The sequence below is a fragment of the Rhizobium sp. ARZ01 genome (genome assembly GCF_014851675.1).
Classification (GTDB): Bacteria; Pseudomonadota; Alphaproteobacteria; order Rhizobiales; family Rhizobiaceae; genus Mycoplana.
The window spans coordinates 2,866,282-2,885,225 of record NZ_JACVAE010000001.1 but is presented as its reverse complement, the minus strand read 5'-3'; the positions used below and the strand labels follow the sequence as shown (position 1 = coordinate 2,885,225).

The window sequence follows — 18,944 nt, the reverse complement described above, 5'->3', positions numbered from 1 at the left end:
GTCTCAGGCGATACGGCGCTGGCTGTCGGGGTCGAAGAACACCGCCTTGTCGAGGTTGAAGGCGAGCCGCGCTTTCTGCCCGGCGGATATGCGCGCATCGGCCCGCAGACGCGCAACAATCTCCTTGCCGCCGAGGTGTGTCACGGCGAAAGTGTCGGCACCCGCGGGCTCGACCACCTCGATCAGGCAATCGCCCTCTGCGATTGTGCGGGCGTTGTGGTCGGCGCCCTCGGGATCGGTCAGCGCCTCGGGGCGGATGCCGAAGACGACCTCCCTGCCGCGATAGGCGCCAAGCCCCTGCGGCGCATTGTCGACGACGAGCTTCAGCGGTTCGGCCTCGGGCCGGGCAAGCGAGACCGCCAGTGCGCCTCCATCCCCTTCGATCTTCGCCTTCAACAGGTTCATCGCCGGCGAGCCCATGAAGTCGGCGACGAACATGTTAGTCGGGTTGTTGTAGATCTCGGCGGGCGTGCCGAACTGCTGCAGTACGCCGTCCTTCAATACCGCGATCTTGGTCGCCAGCGTCATCGCCTCGATCTGATCGTGCGTCACGTAGACGATCGTCGTCTTCATGCGCTGGTGCAGGCGCTTGATTTCGGTGCGCATGTCGACGCGCAGCTTGGCGTCGAGGTTCGACAGCGGCTCGTCGAACAGGAACAACTTCGGATCGCGCACCAGCGCCCGGCCCATGGCGACGCGCTGGCGCTGGCCGCCGGAAAGCTGGCCCGGTTTGCGATCGAGCAGATGGCTGATCTGCAGCATGTCGGCGACCTGCTTGATCGCCTTGTCGCGCTGTTCCTTCGGTACGCCGCGGATCTCCATGCCGAACGCGATGTTCCCGGCGACCGTCATGTTCGGATAGAGCGCGTAGGACTGGAACACCATGGCGATGTCGCGCTTGGAGGGGTGCAGGCCCGCGACCGAGCGGCCGTCGATGGCGATGTCGCCAGACGTGATCGGCTCCAGCCCGGCGATCGTGTTCAGAAGCGTGGACTTGCCGCAGCCCGACGGGCCGACGAGCACGAGGAAGCCGCCCTGCTCGATCTCCAGGTTGATGTCTTTCAGGATTTCCAGCGCGCCGTAGGACTTGCGAAGGTTGCTGATCTTGAGAAACGCCATTGCATTATCCTTTCACGGCACCGGACATCAGGCCGCGGACGAAGTAGCGGCCGGAGACGATGTAGACGATGAGGGTGGGGAGCGCCGCGAGGATCGCGCCCGCGAAGTGGACGTTGTATTCCTTTACGCCGGTCGACGAGGAGACGAGGTTGTTGAGCGCAACCGTCATCGGCGTGGAGTAGGGGCCGGAGAAGGAGGCGCCGAACAGGAAGTCGTTCCAGATGTTGGTGAACTGCCAGATGACCGAGACGACGATGATCGGCCCGGAAGAGGGCAGGAGGATGCGGCGGAAGATCTGTAAGAAGCTCGCGCCGTCGATCTGCGCGGCCCGTACCAGCTCGGTCGGAAACGCCTCGTAGTAATTGCGGAAATAGAGCGTCGTAAAGCCGATGCCGTAGATGACGTGCACCATGATCAGCCCCCAGATGGTGCCGGCGATGCCGATGAGGCCAAGCATGCGGGCCATCGGGATCAGCACGATCTGGAAGGGAATGAAGCAGGAAAGAAGCAACATGCCGAAGAAGACGTTGGAGCCGCGGAATTGCCACTTCGTCAGCACATAGCCGTTGAGCGCGCCGATGATCGTGGAGATCGCGACGGCGGGGACGACCATCAGGATCGAGTTGAGGAAGAAGGGGCGAAGCCCCGTCGGCTGCACGCCGATCTGTGCCGTCGACCAGGCCGACAGCCACGGCTCGATCGTCCAGGTCTGCGGCAGGTTCAGCATGCCGCCCTGGCGGATCTCGTCCAGGGGTTTCAGCGAATTGACCAGCATCACGTAAAGCGGCAGCAGGTAGTAGACGGCGAAGATGATCAGCGCCGTGTAGATCAATGCGCGCGTCAGACGGCCGTGGCTGATGACGTTTTCGGGGCTTGCAGCGCTCATCGGCCTTTGCCTCCGCGGATTTCGGAATAGAGATAGGGAATGATGATCGAGAAGATCATGATCAGCATGATGATGGCGGACGAGGCGCCGATCCCCATCTGGTTGCGGGTGAAGGTGTAGGAATACATGAAGGTCGCCGGCAGTTCGGTCGCCTGCCCAGGCCCGCCGCCGGTCAGGGCGATGATCAGGTCGTAGGCCTTGATGGCGAGATGCGCGAGCACGACGAAGGCGGAGAGGAACACCGGTCGCATCAGTGGGATAATGATGCGGCGGTAGACCGTCACGGTCGATGCACCGTCGATCTGGGCCGCCTTGATGATCTCGTTGTCGACGCCGCGCAGGCCGGCGAGGAACATTGCCATGACGAAGCCGGACGACTGCCAGACGGCAGCGATAACGACGCAATAGATCGCGTAGTTGCGGTCCTTGATCCAGTTGAAGGAAAAGCTCTCCCAGCCCCAGAGGTGCATGGTGTTCTCGAGCCCGATGCCGGGATCGAGGAACCATTTCCAGGCCGTGCCGGTGACGATGAAGGAGAGCGCCATCGGGTAGAGATATATCGGCCGCAGCACCCCTTCGATGCGGATGCGCTGGTCGAGCAGGATCGCCAGCCCCAGCCCGAGCACCGTGCAGATGACGATGTAGAGCGAGGCAAAAATCGCCAGATTGCTGATCGCCCGCCACCAATGCGGCAGCGACCACAGCCGGACATAGTTCTGCAGGCCGACGAAATTGTAGGACGGCAGCATCTTGCTGTCCGTCAGCGACAAAAGGCCCGTATAGGCGATGAAGCCGTAGACGAACACCAGGACTATGAGGAAGCTGGGGGCGAGCACGAGCTTTGGCAAAAGCTCCTGCAGACGCGAGCGGCTATCCATGTTCGATACCACCGTATTTGTGTCGTTCACATGCGAGGGAGTTTGCCCCTCATCCGCCTGCCGGCACCTTCTCCCCGCGGGCGGGGAGAAGGCAGACGCGGCGACGTCTCCGTTCCCTCTCCCGCTTCCGGGAAAGGATGACAGCGACAATTACCACTCCGCGCACTTCGATAGCCACCAATGGGCGCGACGTCCGCCGCTTGTTCCTTCTCCCCGCTTGCCGGGAGAAGGTGGCCGCAGGCCGGATGAGGGGCAGAACCCTGTGGCTTACTTCGCGCCTTCCACGGCCGTGACCAGTTCCTTGGTGGCTTCTTCGGAGGAGATTTCACCGTTGAACTGGCGGGTCACGACGTCATAGATCGCGTTCTTGACGGCCGCCGGGTTGGCGTGGCCATGGGCCATCGAGCCGAAGAGCGTGCCATTGGCGTTGGCTTCGGCGAGGTCCTTGATGCCCTTCTTGCCGCAATCGTCGAAAGCGGTGTCCGGAACGTCGGTGCGGGCCGGGACCGATCCCTTGACCACGTTGAAGGCCGACTGGAACGTCGGGCTTTCAATGGCCGAGGCCATGGCGAGCTGCGCCGGAACCTTGTCTTCCGCGACCTTGAACATGACGAACACGTCGGAGTTGAAAGTGACCGAGCCCTGCGTGCCGGGGAACCGCATGCACACGAAGTCCGTGCCAGGCTTCTTGCCGGCCTTCAGGAACTCGCCCTTGGCCCAGTCGCCCATGAACTGCACACCGGCCTTGTCTTCGATGACCATGGCGGAGGCGAGGTTCCAGTCACGACCGGAGAAGTTGTCGTCGACATAGGAGCGCAGCTTCGTCATGCGGTCGAAGGCTTCCTTCATCTTGTCGCTGCCGAGAGCGGCCGGATCGAGATCGATGAAGGCGGCCTTGTAGAAGTCGTTGCCGAGCGACAGCACGACCGCGTCGAAAATCGTCGCGTCCTGCCAGGCCTGGCCACCATGGGCCACCGGCGTAATGCCTTGGGCCTTGAAGTTGTCGAGCAGCGCGACCAACTCGTCCCAGTTCTGCGGCTCCTTGCCGCCCGCTTTGTCGAGTGCCGCCTTGTTGATCCACATCCAGTTCGTGGAGTGGACGTTGACCGGAGCTGCGATCCAGTGACCGTCATACTTGGCGAACTGCTGCAGCGCCGTCGGGATCACCTTGTCCCAGCCTTCCTTGCCGGCGATGTCGTCAAGGTTGCCGAGTGCGCCTTCCTTGGCCCAGTCGAGAATGTCGAAGCCGAGCATCTGCACGGCTGTCGGCGCATTGCCTGCCGTAACGCGCGCACGAAGCACAGTCATGGCTTCCGTGCCGCCGCCGCCTGCGACCGGCATATCGGTCCAGGTGATGCCCTTGGATTCGAGGTCTTTCTTCAAAACGTCGAGAGCAGTCGCTTCACCGCCGGAGGTCCACCAGTGCAGCACCTCCACGTTCTCCGCAGCGCGTGCGGAAACGCCGCCGCCGAGTGCCATCATCACCGCGGCGATCGCGGTCGTCGTTACAAACTTGCGCATCGATTTCCTCCCGTTTTGCAAGTTTCGAAGGCGGGATCCTCCTCCCGCCGGTCCCTGTCGCCGCCGGCCCTCCGGCGAAGACGTTGGAGCCACGGCGTTCAAGCCGTTGGCTCAATTTAAAACGTTATAAGTCCCGCTAAGTCAAGCGCGCCGCCGCTTCTGCCGCTAGTCCTTCAAGATACCATGAATTTCCAAGGTTAACCGCCGTGCTGCGACGCCGGCGTGTTGTTGTGCAAGGCAGACAGACAAATTTAAAACGTTTGCAGTGCAGGATTGCTTCCGGTCCGGCCAGTTTGTAAGGTGCCGCCGAAATTGCGACCCCAAGCTGAAGAAAATCGACGTGCCACGCCGCGAGATATTCTCCGAAAACGAATTGACGAAATCCGGATCGCGCGGCGGCAAGCCGACGTTGAAGACGATCGCCGACATGACTGGCCTTGCGGTCACCACCGTATCCCGCGCGCTCGGCAATGCGCCGCAGATTTCCGAAGCGACCCGCAAGCGGGTGCATGAAGTGGCAAACGAGATCGGCTACCTGCCGGATCGCGCCGCCCAGCGGCTGAAGACGGGACGCACCAACGTCATTTCCGTGCTGCTCGATCCGCATGAGGAAATCCTCGGCTTCGGCACCTCGGTCATCCACGGCCTGGCGCGTGCCCTGCAATCCACGCCTTACCATCTGATCGTTACGCCGAACTTCCTCGAGGCAAACAGTGTCGATGCCGTCAGCTACATCATTCGTAATGGCATGGCCGACGGTTTGATCCTGTCGCGTACTGAGCCCTTCGATCCGCGCGTCAGGCTGCTTCTGGAGAATGGTTTTCCCTTCGTCACCCATGGCCGAACGGAGTTCACCACGCCGCATGCCTATGTCGATTTCGACAATTTCGCCTTCGCCTACGAAGCGGTTCGCCGCCTGATAACCAAGGGGCGGCGGAAGGTGACGATCATCCCTCCGCCGAAGCAATTGACCTTCTGCCAGCATATGCTGCACGGCTTCATGACGGCGGTGCGCGAGGCCGGTGTCGCCTTCGAGGTGCCGGACACGGTCGATCTCGACTGCCCGGCCGACCAGATCCGCGATCATATCCGCCGTCGCACGGCGGGGGTCGATGCACCGGACGGACTCGTCTGTCCGGGTGAAGTTTCGGCGCTGGCGACGATCACTGGCATGAGTGATTGCGGGCTCATTCTCGGCGTCGAGTACGATATCGTCGCCAAGCAGACCTCGCATCTTTTGACCCAGATCCAGCCGAAGGTCGAGACGATCTACGAGGACCTGACGGCTGCCGGTGAGGCGATGGGAGACATCCTCCTGCGGCGCATCGCCGGCGAGGACGCCGCCGACCTGCACTTGCTGCAGGTACCGCAACTGGGCTTTCCAACCCCCTGACGGGGCGCTGGCGCCACCTGCGATCAGGGTTGGAACGTGCCGTGTCATCGCGGCATCCACCAGTTCGTGCGTGCACCGATATGCATGTTGAGCGTCTTGGTCTCGGTGTAATCCTCGACCGCATGCCGGCCGAGTTCGCGACCGAGGCCGGACTGCTTGTAGCCGCCGAACGGCAGTTCCGAGGCGCCGTCCATGAAGGTGTTCATCCAGATGGTGCCGGCGCGCACGCGGCGGCCTATCGTCAGGCAGGTGTCGAAATCGCGGCTCCAGACGCCGGCGGAAAGCCCGTAATCGATCGCGTTGGCGATCCGGATCGCCTCCTCGGTCGTCTCGAAGGTCAGGACGGAGAGGACCGGCCCGAATACTTCTTCGCGCGCCACCGCCATTTCCGGCTTGACGCCGGTGAGGATCGTCGGCGCCATGAACTGGCCGAGGCCGAGATCCAGGGCCTCGCCGCCAAGCGCCACACCAGCGCCGGCATCCCGCGCACCGGACACGTAGCCGGCAATCTTTTCCAGGTGCTGCGGCGTGATGATCGCGCCGACCTGCGTCGTCGGGTCGAGCGGATCGCCGACCTTCACCTTCTTCGACAGTTCGGCGATGCGGGCTGCCACCTCGTCGGCGATGTCGCGGTGCAGGATCAGTCGCGAGCCGGCGTTGCAGCATTCGCCGGCGTTGAAATAGGCGCCGAAGACGGCGGCGTCGACGAATTCGTCGAGATTGGCGTCGGGGAAGACGATCTGCGGGTTCTTGCCGCCGAGCTCGAGCGAGACCTTCTTCAGCGTCTGCGCAGCGTTCGCCATGGTCAGGCGGCCGACGCCGGTCGAGCCGGTGAACGAGACCATGTCGACATCAGGATGCGTCGTCATCGGCGCGCCGACTTCTGGGCCGGTGCCAGTGATGATGTTGGCGACGCCCGAGGGTATGCCGGCCTCGGCCAGGATTTCGCCGAGAACCAGCGTCGAGCCGGAGGTGAGTTCCGACGGCTTGACGACGGTTGTGCAGCCGGCCGCGAGCGCAAACGGCAGCTTCTGGCTGACGATCAGGAAGGGGAAGTTCCACGGCGTAATGATCGAGACGACGCCGATGGCCTCGCGCAGCACGACGCCGAGCGTACCCTGCCCAAGCGTGTTGTAGCTCTCGCCGTGCAGGTCGCGGGCGAGTGCCGCGGCATAGCGCCAGATGTCGACGGCGCCGCCGAGTTCGCCCTTGGCCTGGCTGATCGGTTTGCCGGATTCGATGGCGTCGAGATGGGCGAGTTCATCGGCGCGCGCGGCGATCAGGTCGGCGGCCTTCAGGAGCAGGTTGGAGCGTTCCGCGCCGGTCATGTTCGGCCAGGGGCCGTTGTCGAAGGCGCGGCGGGCGGAGGCGATGGCGCGCTCGGCATCACGCCTGGTGCCGGCCTGGTAGCGGCTGACGGTGACGCCGTGCCCCGGGGCGACGCGCTCCAGCGTCGTGCCGCCTTCGGTCTCAACCCAGTTGCCGTCGATGAGCATGCGGAAGCCGCGCGGCTGGTGATTATCGAGCGCCTTCGGCCGCACAGTGGCTGTCATCACCATTCTCCCTTGAAATCGGCGGGGCGCTTTCCGGTGAAGGCGGCGACGCCCTCCTTCAGGTCCCCGGTCTTGGCGACGAGGATGGAGCCAAGGGCTTCCACCGCGCTGCCATTGTCCTCGCCGTTGGCCACAGCGATCATCAGTTTCGAAATCTCGGTCGCGGCCGGGCCGCGGGCGGCGATGCGGGCCGCGTAGTCGCGTGCCGCCTCGACGGACGTGCCGGTCTCGACGACCTGGTCGACGATGCCGAGCTTCTCGGCCTCGGCCGCCGTCAGCACCTCGCCGCCAAGCAGCATGCGCCGCACAGCTTGCGCGCCAAAACGCTTCACCAGCCGCTGCGTGCCCGACCAGCCGGGCACCATGCCGAGCCCCGCCTCCGGCAGGCCGATCTTTACCTGGCTTTCGGCGATGCGGATGTCGGCGGCGGCGGCAAGCTCCAGTCCGCCGCCGAGCGCATGGCCGTTGACGGCGGCGACCAGCGGCATGCGCAGGCTCGCCAGCCGCTCGAAGACGCGATGGCCGAAGCGCACCCAGGCGTGGCCGAATTCGTTCGGCTCCATGCCGGCCCAGGCGCGGATGTCGCCGCCGGCCGAGAAGGCCTTGCCTTCGCCGGTGACGATGGCGACGCGCACGGCGGCGTCCGCCTCGACCGCGTCGCAGGCGGCGGACAGTTCCTTCAGCATGTCGATGTCGAAGGCATTCAGCTTCTCCGGCCGCGCCACGGTCAGGGTGGCGATCGGGCCGTCGATACTGATCCGGATTCGCGGCTCAGACATGTTCGGCTCCCTCGAGCGTGCGCTCACGCTTGCGCGGCAGGGTCAGGCCGAGCGCCGCCTCGTGGAACAGGGACGCATCCATCGTCTTCAACACGTCGGAGACGATCAGCGGGAATTCCGACTGGTCGAGGATATGGGTCTGGAGGTCGACGCCCGGGGCGATCTCGGTCAGCACGATGCCCCTGGCCGTCAACTTCATCACGCAGCGCTCGGTGACATAGGTGATGTCCTGGCCCTGCTCGATGGCGCGGCGGCCGGAGAAGGTGACGTGCTCGACCTCGTTCACCAGCTTCTTCAGCTTGCCCTCCTTCTCGATGACGAGCCGTCCATCCGCAACGGCGAGCTTCGCCCCCGCGTTGAACATGCCGGAGAACACGATCTTCCTTGCCCGCGCGGTGATGTCGACGAAGCCGCCGGCGCCGGCCGTCACATGCGGGCGGAACGAGAGCTTGGAGACGTTGACCGAGCCGTCGCGGCCGATCTCGAGGAAGGAGAGCAGCGAGGCGTCGAAGCCGGCGCCCTGGAAATAGGTGAACTGGTAGGGCGAGGGCATGAAGGCGTCGGCATTCGAGGCGCAGCCGAAGGCGAAGTCGAGCAGCGGCACGCCACCGACCGCGCCCTGCTCGATCACCCAGGTGACGGCGCCATGCAGGCCTTCCTCCAGCAGGATGCGCGGCACGTTGGCGGAGATGCCGAAGCCGAGATTGACGCAGCTTCCTGCCTCGAGCTCCTGCGCGACGCGGCGGGCGATCACCTTCTGGATGTTGAACTCCGGGACGCGGAACGTGTCGATCGGGCGCATGATCTCGCCGGAGATCGCCGGATCGTAAAGCGTCTGGGTCGTCTGCTTCTGGTCGTGGTCGACGACGACATAGTCAACCAGCATGCCGGGCACGCGTACGTCGTGGGGGCGCAGCGAGCCGGCCTTGGTGATGCGCTTGACCTGGGCGATGACGATGCCGCCGTTGTTGCGGGCGGCGAGCGCCTGGTCGAGGCCGCCGAGATAGGCGCCCTCGTGCTCATAGGTGAGGTTGCCGCGCTCGTCGGCGGTGGTGGCGCGGATGATCGCCACCTGCGGCACGATCGCCGGGAAATACAGCCACTCCTCGCCCTCGAACTCGACCGTCTTGACGACCGGCTCGGCGGTCGCCTTGTCGTTCATCGCGCAGCCCTGGCGGGACGGATCGACGAAGGTGTCGAGGCCGACCTTGGTGAGCACGCCGGGACGCTTGGCGGCGGCCTCGCGATGCATGTCGAACAGGATGCCGGAGGGGATGTTGTAGGCCGGGATCTCGTTGCCGGTAACCATCTGCCAGATCAGCGGCGGCTCGGCGGAGGAGGGGCCAGACGGATAGGAACCGCCGATGATCTTCGCGAGCAGCCCCTTCCTGGCGATGTAATCCACGCCCTTGATGCCGCTCATGTCGCCGGCGGCGATCGGGTGCAGGGTGGTGATGTTCTTTGGATGCCCGGTTGCCCCAAAACGCTCGCCGATCGCCTTCAGCATCAGGTCCGGGCAGCCGAGGCCGGACGAGGACGACACGGAGACGATGGCGCCGTCGGGGATCAGTGCTGCGGCTTCGGCGGGGGTAATGTGCTTACTCATCATACTGCTCAAAGCCCTGATACGATCGTGACAGCTCTGCCGGTCTTCGCGGCCTCGACGACGGCAAGGCCGGTTGCCAGCGACCAGACGCCGTCTTCGCCGGTGGCGGCGGGTTTGCCCTTGCCGGCGATCGCGGCATGGAAGGCGGCAAGCGCCATCTCGTAGAGATTGCGGTGGTCGAGCGGCAGATCCTGCTCGCCCTCGGCATTGCGCAGCGTCACGGTGCCGACGGCACGCTGGGTCATGACGTTGCGGCCGATCAGCGAGCCGTCGGTGCCGTGCACCTCGAGCCCGGTCTCGGCAAATTTGGTGGTGAAGCCGTCATGGAATTGGGCGATCACGCCGGACTTGAAGCGCAGCACGCCCATCACGCCGTCCTCGAGGCCGGCCTGGCCCATGCCGCCCATCTGCGAAAAGGCGATGGCCTCGACAGGGTCGTCGCCGAGGATGAAGCGCAGCGTGTCGGTGTCGTGGACGGTGATGTCGAGGATGACGCCGCCGCCGGCCTCCGGCCGCTCGAGGCGCCAGCCCTGCAGGTGCGGCGGCAGGTAGACGGCGTGAAAGACGCGGGCGGCCAACGGCTTGCCGATCCGGCCCGCCGCGATCGCATCGCGCATGGCGCGATGGGTGGCGGCGTTTCGTAGATGGTGGTTCGTCGCCATAACGACGCCGGCGTCGTTGGCCACCTTCACCATCGCCTGCGCATCCTTCAGCGACGTCGCCAGCGGCTTTTCGCAAATGATGTGCTTGCCGGCGCGGGCGGCGGCGATCGCCTGGTCGCGATGCAGCTCGTTGGTCGTGGAGATGTAGACGGCGTCGACCTGCGCATCGCCGACGAGATCGGCAGTGGTCGTGACGGATTTGCCGATGCCGTGATCGGCGGCATACTTACGGCCGCGTTCGGCGCTGGTGCTCATGACGGAGACGATCTCGCCGCCCGTGGCGCGGATCGCCCCGATCACCCATTCATGCGCGATCGTGCTCGCGCCGATCAGACCCCATCGCGTCATCCGATGTTCCTCCGTCCCAGGCCCCTGGTGGAAGCGCCGCAGCTCTGGCGCACCACCAGCCGCACCGAGGAGACAATCGCTTCGGCTTCCACCCGGCCGGAGTTGATCTGCTTCAGGAGCATCTGCGCCGCCCGCCGACCCATGCCTTGCGGATCGACGGAAACTGTCGTCAATGCGGGTACAGCCGATTCTGCCTCGATCACGTCGTCGAAGCCGACCACGCCGAAATCCCGGCCCGGCTCTTGCGCGCGGGCACGCAGGCCGTCGCAGACGCCGAAGGCGACCGCGTCGTTGAAGCACAGCGCTGCCGTCGGTCGCTCGGCGATCAGCATGGCGCGCTCGATCGCCGCCACGCCGCCGGCACGCGACGGTGCGGAATTGACGATCAGCGTCTCGTCTGTGCCGATGCCGGCGTCGTTAAGCGCGTCGCGGTAGCCCTGCACGCGTTCGCTGGAGACGGTGGTGTCGGAGAAGCCGCCGAGAAAGGCGATGCGGTGGTGGCCGAGCGATATCAGATGCTCCGTCGCCTCGCGTGCGCCGGCATAATTGTCAGATGTGAGCGAGGAGACCTTGGCGCCGGCGATGTTTCGCACGACAACGACAACCGGAATTCCGGCGGCTGTCAGCGGCTTGAAATCGGCGGCATCGGTGCCGCGCGCCGGCGAAATGATCAGGCCGGAAACGCCGTGCTCGCGCATCGAGGCGATCACCTCGCGCTGGCGATCCAGGCTCTCGCCGGTGTTGGCCAGGAACTGCACGAAGCCGGCCGACTGCATCACCATGTCCATGCCGACGGCAAGCTCGGCGAAGAAGGAATTGGTGAGGTCGTTGACGACGATGCCGACGATCCTCGAGGCGGCGGTCTGGCGCAGGTTGGCGGCGCCGCGATTGTAGACATAGCCGAGTTCGCGGATGGCGGCATTGACCTTGGCGCGGGTCTGCTCGTTGACCAGCGGGCTTGCCTGCAAGACGAGCGAGACGGTCGACTTCGACACGCCGGCGGCGCGTGCAATATCAACAACGGTCACCCGGCTCTTCGTCACGATTTCCTCGCTTGCGGCCTTTTCTTTGTCCGCGCTAACGAAAGGACATTAATTGGAACGATCCAAATATGTCAAGCGGCTTGCCGGAGAGAGGTGGTCGGGCGAGGGTGAAGCGAACTGCCCTGGGCGGGTGAACGGAGCGTCGACCGTTTTGTTTCCTGCGGCATTGACAGGCGCGGCATGCTGTGTGTTCGTGCTGGGCTTTTCGGGCATCGTGGTTCGCTAGGACTTGCTTCCCTCGGTCGCCATCTTTAGGCCCTATTCAGGGATATGTGGTTAAAAATCAAGCAATAACTGTCGCTTACCGGAGTCTTCGCTCCGTATGATCCGGCGGGTCGGGCGTGGCAGAGGGCGGGACTGGGTCGTCCGTAGCGAGTGGCGATCGGCACTGCTGCGGGTGTAAGCCGAGGTGCATTCCTGCACAAACGCTTCAGGATTCCGGTGCCAGCAAAATCGTCGCTAACATCTCTCTATTCTCAGCCAAGCTTCACCGTCTCTCCGGCTCTTGAAATTTGGAACGATCTAAATTATTGACGATCGGAACCGTGGAGGAGATTTCCATGCCGACAGTCAGCCTTCCGAAGGCAGACGGCACGACCGATCGTTATGCGCTCGATGGAACGCCGACCGCCCGCCCGTCTGCGCCGCCGGCTTTTAGCCGCATCGCCTATGCCGCAGCTCATGTCGTCTCCGATCCCTGGAAGGATATGCGCCCCTGGGAGGAGCCGGCGATCGATTGGGATAAGACACTGGCCTTTCGCCACCATCTCTGGTCGCTCGGCTTCCGTATCGCCGAGGCGATGGATACGGCCCAGCGCGGCATGGGGTTGAACTGGGCCGGCGCGCAGGAGCTGATCCGCCGCTCGCTTGCCGAGGCGCGGACGGTTTCGGGCGCCGATCTCGCCTGCGGGGCGGGCACCGACCACCTAGCGCCGGCCAATGCGCGCTCGCTCGACGCCGTGATCGCCGCTTACGAGGAGCAGGTCGGCTTCGTCGAGAAACACGGGGGCCGGGCGATCCTGATGGCGAGCCGGGCGCTGGCGCGGTTGGCGACCTCCCCGGACGACTATCGCAAGGTCTATGGCCGTATCCTCGGCCAGGCGAAGGACAAGGTCGTGCTGCACTGGCTGGGCGACATGTTCGATCCGCAGCTTGCGGGTTACTGGGGTTCGGAAAATTTCGAGGGCGCGCTGGAAACGGTGCTGTCGATCATCGAGGAGAATCAGAACAAGGTCGAAGGCATCAAGATCTCGCTGCTCGACAACGCCAGGGAGGTGGCGCTGCGCGACCGGTTGCCGGAGGGCGTACTCTGCTTTACCGGCGACGATTTCAACTATGCCGAACTGATCGAGGGGGACGGACGAAAATACAGCCACGCGCTACTTGGCATCTTCGACGCGGTGGCGCCGCAGGCGTCGAAGGCGCTCGCGTCACTGACGGCCGGCGATGTCGCCACTTTCCGCGCCGTGATCGAGCCCACGGTGCCGCTATCGCGAAAAATCTTCGAGGTGCCGACGCAATACTACAAGGCCGGCGTCGTGTTCCTCGCCTGGCTCAACGGCCATCAGAACCATTTCACCATGCCCGCCGGACTGCAGTCGTCTCGCGGCATGCTGCACTATGCCGACATCTTCCGCCTCGCCGACCGGGCGAACGTGCTGGACCAACCGGACCTTGCGGTGGCGAGGATGAAAAGCTTTCTGGCGGTGCATGGACTGGCGGATTGATGCAGGCTCGGGCGAGGCCGGCAGCGGTGGCTACTGGCCCCCGCTGCCGGTTGGGCCGTATTCTAAATTCCCGCTATGCGTTTCAGATCGTCGATGGCACCGGGAGCGGCTGCAAGCACCGGGCCTCCCTTTTCCAGGGATCTGCCTTCGCCCGGGAACGGCAACACCCAGCCGCCCGCCTCTTTCACCAGGCAGTATCCCGCCACGCAGTCCCAGGCGTGCATGTACTGCTCGTAGTACCCGACCAGGCGGCCGGACGCGACGTAGGCGATCATGAGCGCGCCGGAACCGTTGCGGACGAAGGTGCCCCCTGCGGCCAGCAGGGCTTCGATGATCCTTGCGACGGACGCCGGCGTCACATGGCCGTTCGCGCCGATGCCGGTGACGGCGTTGCGGATGTTGCGTGAGGGATCGAGCGAGAGAACTTTGCCGTTCAGTTTCGCACCAAGGCCGGCAGCGGCAGCGTAGAGTTCGCCAAGGCAGGGTGCGGAGATGACGCCGACAACCGGCTCGCCCTCGTGCAGCAAGCCGATCGAGACGCACCAGCTCGGCATGCCGTTGACGAACGGGCTCGTGCCGTCGATCGGGTCGATCACCCAGGTATAGCCCGACCGGCCGGGCTCCAGCCCGTACTCTTCGCCGAGCACGCCGTCATTCGGATAAACCTCGGCAATGCGGCTGCGGATCAGGGTCTCGACGTTGCGGTCGGCGATCGAGACGACGTCCTGCGGATCGCTTTTCGTCTCGATGACGAGCGTTTCCCGCCGGTTGAAATAGTCGAGCGCGAGGGCGCCGGCGTCGTCAGCCATGGCTTCGGCAAAGGCGAGGCGGGCCTGAAGATCGGTGTTGGCAAGCATTTTTGTCATAGTCCTGGATGGTCAGAAGATTGGCGGTCAGCCGATGATTGCGACGCCGCGTTCCTTGAAGCCGATGGCGACGTTGGTCGAAGGAGCAAGGGCGCGTTCCACGGCAGGATCGACGACAAACAGGGTTCCTGCGGTGGTCTCCACCTCGTACTCGACATGGTCGCCGAGATAGGCGGCGTGTGTGATCCGCCCGCGGTAGGACCCTTCATGGGTCGGCTGTAGGGTGATCGCATTGGGCCGGACGGCGAGCTTCGCGGGTCCCGTGCGTGCGTTGTGTCCGGGTACGAGGTGTGTGAGTTCCTCCACCCGGATCGTCGCCTTGCCGTCATCTACACCGACGACGTCGCAGTTGACGACGTTCGCTTCGCCCATGAAATCAGCGATGAAGGCCGAGGCGGGCGTTTCGTAGAGATCACGCGGGGTACCTTCCTGGGCGATAACGCCGTCCTTCATGACGATGATGCGGTCAGACACGGCCAGCGCCTCGTCCTGATCGTGCGTGACGTAGACGGCGGTGAAACCGAGCCGCTGTTGCAGTTCGCGGATTTCGGTGCGGACCCTACGGCGCAGCCGGGCGTCGAGGTTGGAAAGCGGCTCGTCGAGGAGCAGCACCTGCGGCTCCAGCACGAGCGCGCGGGCCACGGCGACGCGCTGCTGCTGGCCGCCGGACAGTTCTGCCGGCAGGCGCTGTCCCATGCCTGCCAGCCCAACCAGCTTCAGGCCTTCCTCGGCCCGTTCGCGCGCTTCCTTGCGCTTCAGGCCGGAGGATTCGAGGCCGTAAGCCACGTTGTCGAGCGCGGTCATATGCGGAAACAACGCGTAGGACTGGAACACCATCGAGACGTCGCGCTCGTTCGCCGGCAGCATCGTGACGTCCCTGCCGCCGATCAGGATGCGGCCGGAGGTCGGGTGCTCGAGGCCTGCGAGCATGCGTAGCGTCGTTGTCTTGCCGCAGCCGGACGGTCCCAGCAGCGTCACCAGCGTTCCCGGCTCGATCGTCAGCGACAGGTCGGGAATGGCGGTGAAGGTGCCGAATTGCTTGCGGACGTTTTCGAAAACGACGGAGCCGGTGCGCTCGGTTTTCATGCGGTTTTCTCCCGATGGACAGGGGCCGACGAGGTCGCGGGGGCGACGCGATTTTCGCGCCGCAGCCGGCGCTCGCCGACGAGGAACTGGAAGCCGGCGATAACGACGAGCATCACCAGGATGAGCATGGAGGAATAGGCGATCGCCACGCCATATTCGCCGTTCTCGACAAGGCCGACGATGTAGGACGTCGCCATGTTGTATTCGGCGCTGACAAGAAAGATCACGGCGCTGATGGAGGTGATGGCGCGCACGAAGGAGTAGACGAGCGCGGCGGTGATCGCTGGCCTCAGCAGCGGCAGGATGACCTTGCGGATGGTGCGGAAGCTGCCAGCGCGAAGGGTCAGCGACGCTTCGTCGAGGCTGCGGTCGAGCTGGCTCATTGCCGCCACGCCGCCGCGCACGCCGACCGGCATGTTGCGGAAGACGAAGCAGGCAATCAGGATCATCGCCGTTCCCGTCATCTCCAGCGGCGGAAGGTTGAACGCCATGATGTAGCTGATGCCGATGACGGTGCCAGGGATGGCGAAGCTCAACATCAGCGCGAACTCGAACAGGTTACGCCCGACAAAGCGCTGGCGCACGATGAGATAGGCGGTCAACAGGCCGACGGCGGCCGTCAGTGGTGCTGCGAGGAGCGATATCTCCATCGTGGTCCAGAACGAGTTCCAGGCAACCCCGGTCCAGGCGATCGCGCCGTCGCGGAATTCTATCGAGAACGCCTTGGCGTAGTGGTCGAGCGTCAGCGAATTGTCGAGGCCCCAGGTCTTCACGAAGCCGCCGGCGAGGATCATCACGTAGACAACGATTGTGAAGGCTGCCCAGGGAATGACGAGCGCATGGACGCCGATCGAGACGGAGCGGGGGAGGGCGGCATGGGCGCCGCTGTCGCCCTTGCCGGTGACGGTGGCGAAATTCTTGCCGGAGAGCCAGAGCCGCTGCGCCAGGAAGGCCGACAGCGTGAAGCAGAGCAGGATGATCGCCAGCACCGCCGCGCGTGACGGATCGTTCTGCGAGCCGACGACAGCGAAAAAGATCTCCGTCGACAACACGCCGTGGCTGCCTCCGAGCACCATGGGATTGCCGAAATCGGCCATGCTCTCGATGAAGGCGATGAGGAAGGCATTGGCGAGGCCGGGCTTCATCAGCGGCATGGAGACGCGCCAGAAGGTGCGCCAGCGGTCGGCCCGCAGTGTCTGCGAAGCTTCCTCCATCGACGGGCTGACGCCCTCGACCACGCCGATCAGCACGAGGAAGGAAATGGGCGTGAAGGACAGGACCTGCGCGATCCAGATGCCAGTGAGGCCATAGAGCCAGCGGCCGGGTTCGATGCCGAACGCCGCGGATAGGCCCTGGGTGACGACGCCGGAACGCCCGAATAGAAGCGTCAGGGCAAGGCCGACGACGAAGGGCGGCGTGATGATCGGCAAAACGGTCAGAAGCCGGAGCGCCTTCTTGTAGCGAAAACCCGTACGTGTGGCGAGAAGGGCGAAGGCGAGGCCGAGGACGGTCGCCCCGGTTGCGGTCATGACAGCCAGCCAGAGGGTACGCCAGGCAACACCGCAACGTGTGCCGCCGATCACGCAATCGAGGCTCCAGATCGACGGGTCGATAATGTTGCGGGTAAAACCTTCCGGATTGAAGGAGCCGTCAAAATCCTGGAAGGCACCGACCAGCATGCTGCCGACGGGATAGAAAACAAAGATCGCCACGAGGAAGACGAGCATCGAGATTGCGGAGACGACGAAGACGTCGCCTTTCAATACGCCGCGATCGGCAAGCCCGAAGGAAAACAGCAGGACGAAGCTGATGCCGACGAGCACAGCGCCTGCGCCCATCGAGGGCTGACCGTCGGCAAGCGGTCCGAACAGGGTTTCGCTGATCGTCCAGGTCCAGCCCGTGAAGCCGATCGCCAAACCCTGCAGGGCAAGGAAGGCGATGCCGAGCGCGCCGATCCAGGCAAAGATCTTGCCGCGCCGCATCGGATCGCCGACGAAGCGTGCGGCAATGGCCAAGACGAGCAATGCGGCGACGGGGGCGAGCCATGTGCGACCATGCAGCATTTGCAATAAGCCGGGGGCTTCGGCGGCACCGGTCGGGAAGCCGCTGAGCCAATCGAGACCGAAGAAGCCGCCCTCGATCCTGTACCACGGCAGAAGGAGAAAGCTGGCGGCGCAGAGGGCGAGGACGATATCCAGATTGCGGCTGCGATTGCTCATGCAAGGTCCTTCGCTTCACGTCATGAAGCGTTGCGAATGGGCTGATTGCGCGGGAGCATTGGATGCCCCCGCGCATAATGTGAACGGGATCAGTTCGCGTTGGCGCCGATCTCGCGGTCCCAGCGCTCAAGCAGCGCCTTGCGCTTGTCCGGGTCGCCATAGGTCTTGAAGTCGTAGTCGATCAGCTTGATGTCCTCGAACTTCGGGGCTTCCTTCGGCACCTCGGCGGTCTTGTTCGACGGAAGCTGGAAGGACTTTGCATCTTTCATGCGCGACTGTACCGGAGCGGTCAGCGCCCAGTCGTACCACTTCTTGGCGTTGTCGAGGTTCTTGGCACCCTTGATGATCGACATCGAGCCGATCTCGTATCCGGTGCCCTCGCAAGGCGCGATCGATTTGACCGGGAAGCCTTCCGCCGTCTGCGACACCGCGTCATGCATGAAGACGATGCCGAGGCCCGTTTCGCCGCGCGCTGCCGCCTTGACGGGTGCCGAGCCGGACTTGGTGTACTGCGAGACGTTGTCGTTGAGTTTTTTCAGGTAGTCGAACGCCTGGTCCTCGCCCATGATTTGGACCAGCGAGGCGAGCGCCGTATAGGACGTGCCCGAAGAGTTCGGGTTGGCGATCTGGATCTCGCCCTTGAGCGAGGCGTCGAGCAGATCGGCCCAGCACTTGGGTTCTTTCAGGCCCTTCTTGGCGAAGATGTCGGTGTTGTAGCCCCAGCCGAGCGCGCCGGCATAGACGCCGACGGTGCGGTAGCCGGCGCTTTCGGCCTGCTTCACGGCCCAGTCCTGCAACTGGTCGAGCATCGGAGACTTGTACTCGAGAGTCAGGTCCTCGGACGCGGCCTGCAGATGCGGGTCACCCGTGCCGGCCCACCAGACGTCCGTCTTCGGGTTGCGGGCCTCGGCGCGGATCTTTGCATAGGTTTCGCCGGACGACAGGCGCACCATGTTGACGGCGATGCCCGTTTCCTTCTCGAAATCGCCCTTCATCTGTTCGCAGATGACCACGTCGGCCGAGCAGATCAGATTGAGGTTCCCTTCCGCATGAGCGGAAAAGGCAAAAAGAGATACACCTGCGGCCAAGCCGGCTGCGGCCAATTTCATCGTATTCATATTTTCCTCCCACTGTGCCGGCGCCTCCACGCCGGACGCTGTTGCAAGCGTGTGCAAATGCTGCATGAAGCATTTTTTTCTGTCAACACCTTTCATTCTTTTTCAGCTCTTTCTGAGCGGCAGCCGACTTGCACAGGATT

Annotated in this window: 15 protein-coding genes; 2 read left to right on the top strand and 13 right to left on the bottom strand. The window is 64.1% G+C overall.

What is annotated here, in order from left to right; translation table 11 throughout:
* Positions 1-3 precede the first annotated feature (3 nt).
* The 4 genes from ugpC to IB238_RS13615 all read right to left on the bottom strand — a co-directional run bounded on the left by ugpC (position 4) and on the right by IB238_RS13615 (position 4,365).
* Positions 4-1,119, bottom strand: coding sequence for a sn-glycerol-3-phosphate ABC transporter ATP-binding protein UgpC (ugpC, locus tag IB238_RS13630; RefSeq protein WP_192247049.1), 1,116 nt, complete (start codon positions 1,117-1,119; stop codon positions 4-6).
* A 4-nt stretch (positions 1,120-1,123) separates the two neighbouring features.
* Positions 1,124-2,005 (bottom strand): carbohydrate ABC transporter permease, encoded by an 882-nt coding sequence (locus IB238_RS13625; RefSeq protein WP_192247047.1) that lies wholly within the window; start codon positions 2,003-2,005, stop codon positions 1,124-1,126.
* Positions 2,002-2,883, bottom strand: a complete 882-nt coding sequence (locus IB238_RS13620) for a sugar ABC transporter permease (protein WP_192247045.1) — start codon at positions 2,881-2,883, stop codon at positions 2,002-2,004. The genes IB238_RS13625 and IB238_RS13620 overlap by 4 nt, the downstream gene beginning before the upstream one ends.
* A gap of 267 nt (positions 2,884-3,150) precedes the next feature.
* Positions 3,151-4,365, bottom strand: coding sequence for an ABC transporter substrate-binding protein (locus IB238_RS13615; RefSeq protein WP_246723659.1), 1,215 nt, complete (start codon positions 4,363-4,365; stop codon positions 3,151-3,153).
* 379 nt (positions 4,366-4,744) lie between these two features.
* Between IB238_RS13615 and IB238_RS13610 the strand changes: the two genes are divergently transcribed.
* Positions 4,745-5,797: a LacI family transcriptional regulator gene (locus tag IB238_RS13610; protein ID WP_348648234.1), complete on the top strand. Its 1,053-nt coding sequence runs from the start codon at positions 4,745-4,747 to the stop codon at positions 5,795-5,797.
* A 44-nt stretch (positions 5,798-5,841) separates the two neighbouring features.
* Here IB238_RS13610 and IB238_RS13605 read toward each other — a convergent pair whose 3' ends face one another.
* From IB238_RS13605 to IB238_RS13585, 5 genes are read right to left on the bottom strand one after another with little or no spacing between them, the layout of a single operon-like run.
* A complete protein-coding gene (locus IB238_RS13605; protein ID WP_192247041.1) occupies positions 5,842-7,350 on the bottom strand; it encodes an aldehyde dehydrogenase family protein in 1,509 nt (502 codons plus the stop codon).
* Positions 7,350-8,129: an enoyl-CoA hydratase/isomerase family protein gene (locus tag IB238_RS13600; RefSeq protein WP_192247039.1), complete on the bottom strand. Its 780-nt coding sequence runs from the start codon at positions 8,127-8,129 to the stop codon at positions 7,350-7,352. Before IB238_RS13600 ends, IB238_RS13605 begins: the two co-directional genes overlap by 1 nt.
* Positions 8,122-9,735 (bottom strand): acyl CoA:acetate/3-ketoacid CoA transferase, encoded by a 1,614-nt coding sequence (locus IB238_RS13595; RefSeq protein ID WP_192247037.1) that lies wholly within the window; start codon positions 9,733-9,735, stop codon positions 8,122-8,124. Before IB238_RS13595 ends, IB238_RS13600 begins: the two co-directional genes overlap by 8 nt.
* An 8-nt stretch (positions 9,736-9,743) precedes the next feature.
* Positions 9,744-10,745 (bottom strand): Gfo/Idh/MocA family oxidoreductase, encoded by a 1,002-nt coding sequence (locus tag IB238_RS13590; RefSeq protein ID WP_192247035.1) that lies wholly within the window; start codon positions 10,743-10,745, stop codon positions 9,744-9,746.
* Positions 10,742-11,788, bottom strand: coding sequence for a LacI family DNA-binding transcriptional regulator (locus IB238_RS13585; RefSeq protein ID WP_192247033.1), 1,047 nt, complete (start codon positions 11,786-11,788; stop codon positions 10,742-10,744). The genes IB238_RS13590 and IB238_RS13585 overlap by 4 nt, the downstream gene beginning before the upstream one ends.
* A 560-nt stretch (positions 11,789-12,348) precedes the next feature.
* Here IB238_RS13585 and IB238_RS13580 point away from each other — a divergent pair.
* Complete coding sequence (locus IB238_RS13580) at positions 12,349-13,515, top strand: dihydrodipicolinate synthase family protein (RefSeq protein ID WP_192247031.1); 1,167 nt, start codon at positions 12,349-12,351, stop codon at positions 13,513-13,515.
* Positions 13,516-13,577: 62 nt separating this feature from the next.
* Here the strand turns inward: IB238_RS13580 and IB238_RS13575 are convergent, their stop codons facing one another.
* The 4 genes from IB238_RS13575 to IB238_RS13560 all read right to left on the bottom strand — a co-directional run bounded on the left by IB238_RS13575 (position 13,578) and on the right by IB238_RS13560 (position 18,795).
* Entirely contained in the window at positions 13,578-14,372 is a 795-nt protein-coding gene (locus tag IB238_RS13575) for an inositol monophosphatase family protein (protein ID WP_192247029.1), read from the bottom strand.
* A gap of 36 nt (positions 14,373-14,408) precedes the next feature.
* Positions 14,409-15,467, bottom strand: coding sequence for an ABC transporter ATP-binding protein (locus IB238_RS13570; protein WP_192247027.1), 1,059 nt, complete (start codon positions 15,465-15,467; stop codon positions 14,409-14,411).
* On the bottom strand, positions 15,464-17,686 hold the full coding sequence (locus IB238_RS13565; protein WP_192247025.1) for an iron ABC transporter permease: 2,223 nt from the start codon (positions 17,684-17,686) through the stop codon (positions 15,464-15,466). The genes IB238_RS13570 and IB238_RS13565 overlap by 4 nt, the downstream gene beginning before the upstream one ends.
* Positions 17,687-17,775: 89 nt before the next feature.
* Positions 17,776-18,795, bottom strand: coding sequence for an ABC transporter substrate-binding protein (locus tag IB238_RS13560; RefSeq protein WP_192247799.1), 1,020 nt, complete (start codon positions 18,793-18,795; stop codon positions 17,776-17,778).
* Positions 18,796-18,944 lie beyond the last annotated feature (149 nt).

Bases quoted from the DNA above. Each gene is read 5' to 3' on its own strand.
- ugpC (WP_192247049.1), bottom strand. From the start codon at position 1,119: ATGGCGTTTCTCAAGATCAGCAACCTTCGCAAGTCCTACGGCGCGCTG.
- IB238_RS13625 (WP_192247047.1), bottom strand. From the start codon at position 2,005: ATGAGCGCTGCAAGCCCCGAAAACGTCATCAGCCACGGCCGTCTGACG.
- IB238_RS13620 (WP_192247045.1), bottom strand. From the start codon at position 2,883: ATGGATAGCCGCTCGCGTCTGCAGGAGCTTTTGCCAAAGCTCGTGCTC.
- IB238_RS13615 (WP_246723659.1), bottom strand. From the start codon at position 4,365: ATGATGGCACTCGGCGGCGGCGTTTCCGCACGCGCTGCGGAGAACGTG.
- IB238_RS13605 (WP_192247041.1), bottom strand. From the start codon at position 7,350: ATGACAGCCACTGTGCGGCCGAAGGCGCTCGATAATCACCAGCCGCGC.
- IB238_RS13600 (WP_192247039.1), bottom strand. From the start codon at position 8,129: ATGTCTGAGCCGCGAATCCGGATCAGTATCGACGGCCCGATCGCCACC.
- IB238_RS13595 (WP_192247037.1), bottom strand. From the start codon at position 9,735: ATGAGTAAGCACATTACCCCCGCCGAAGCCGCAGCACTGATCCCCGAC.
- IB238_RS13590 (WP_192247035.1), bottom strand. From the start codon at position 10,745: ATGACGCGATGGGGTCTGATCGGCGCGAGCACGATCGCGCATGAATGG.
- IB238_RS13580 (WP_192247031.1), top strand. From the start codon at position 12,349: ATGCCGACAGTCAGCCTTCCGAAGGCAGACGGCACGACCGATCGTTAT.
- IB238_RS13575 (WP_192247029.1), bottom strand. From the start codon at position 14,372: ATGCTTGCCAACACCGATCTTCAGGCCCGCCTCGCCTTTGCCGAAGCC.
- IB238_RS13570 (WP_192247027.1), bottom strand. From the start codon at position 15,467: ATGAAAACCGAGCGCACCGGCTCCGTCGTTTTCGAAAACGTCCGCAAG.
- IB238_RS13565 (WP_192247025.1), bottom strand. From the start codon at position 17,686: ATGAGCAATCGCAGCCGCAATCTGGATATCGTCCTCGCCCTCTGCGCC.
- IB238_RS13560 (WP_192247799.1), bottom strand. From the start codon at position 18,795: ATGAAATTGGCCGCAGCCGGCTTGGCCGCAGGTGTATCTCTTTTTGCC.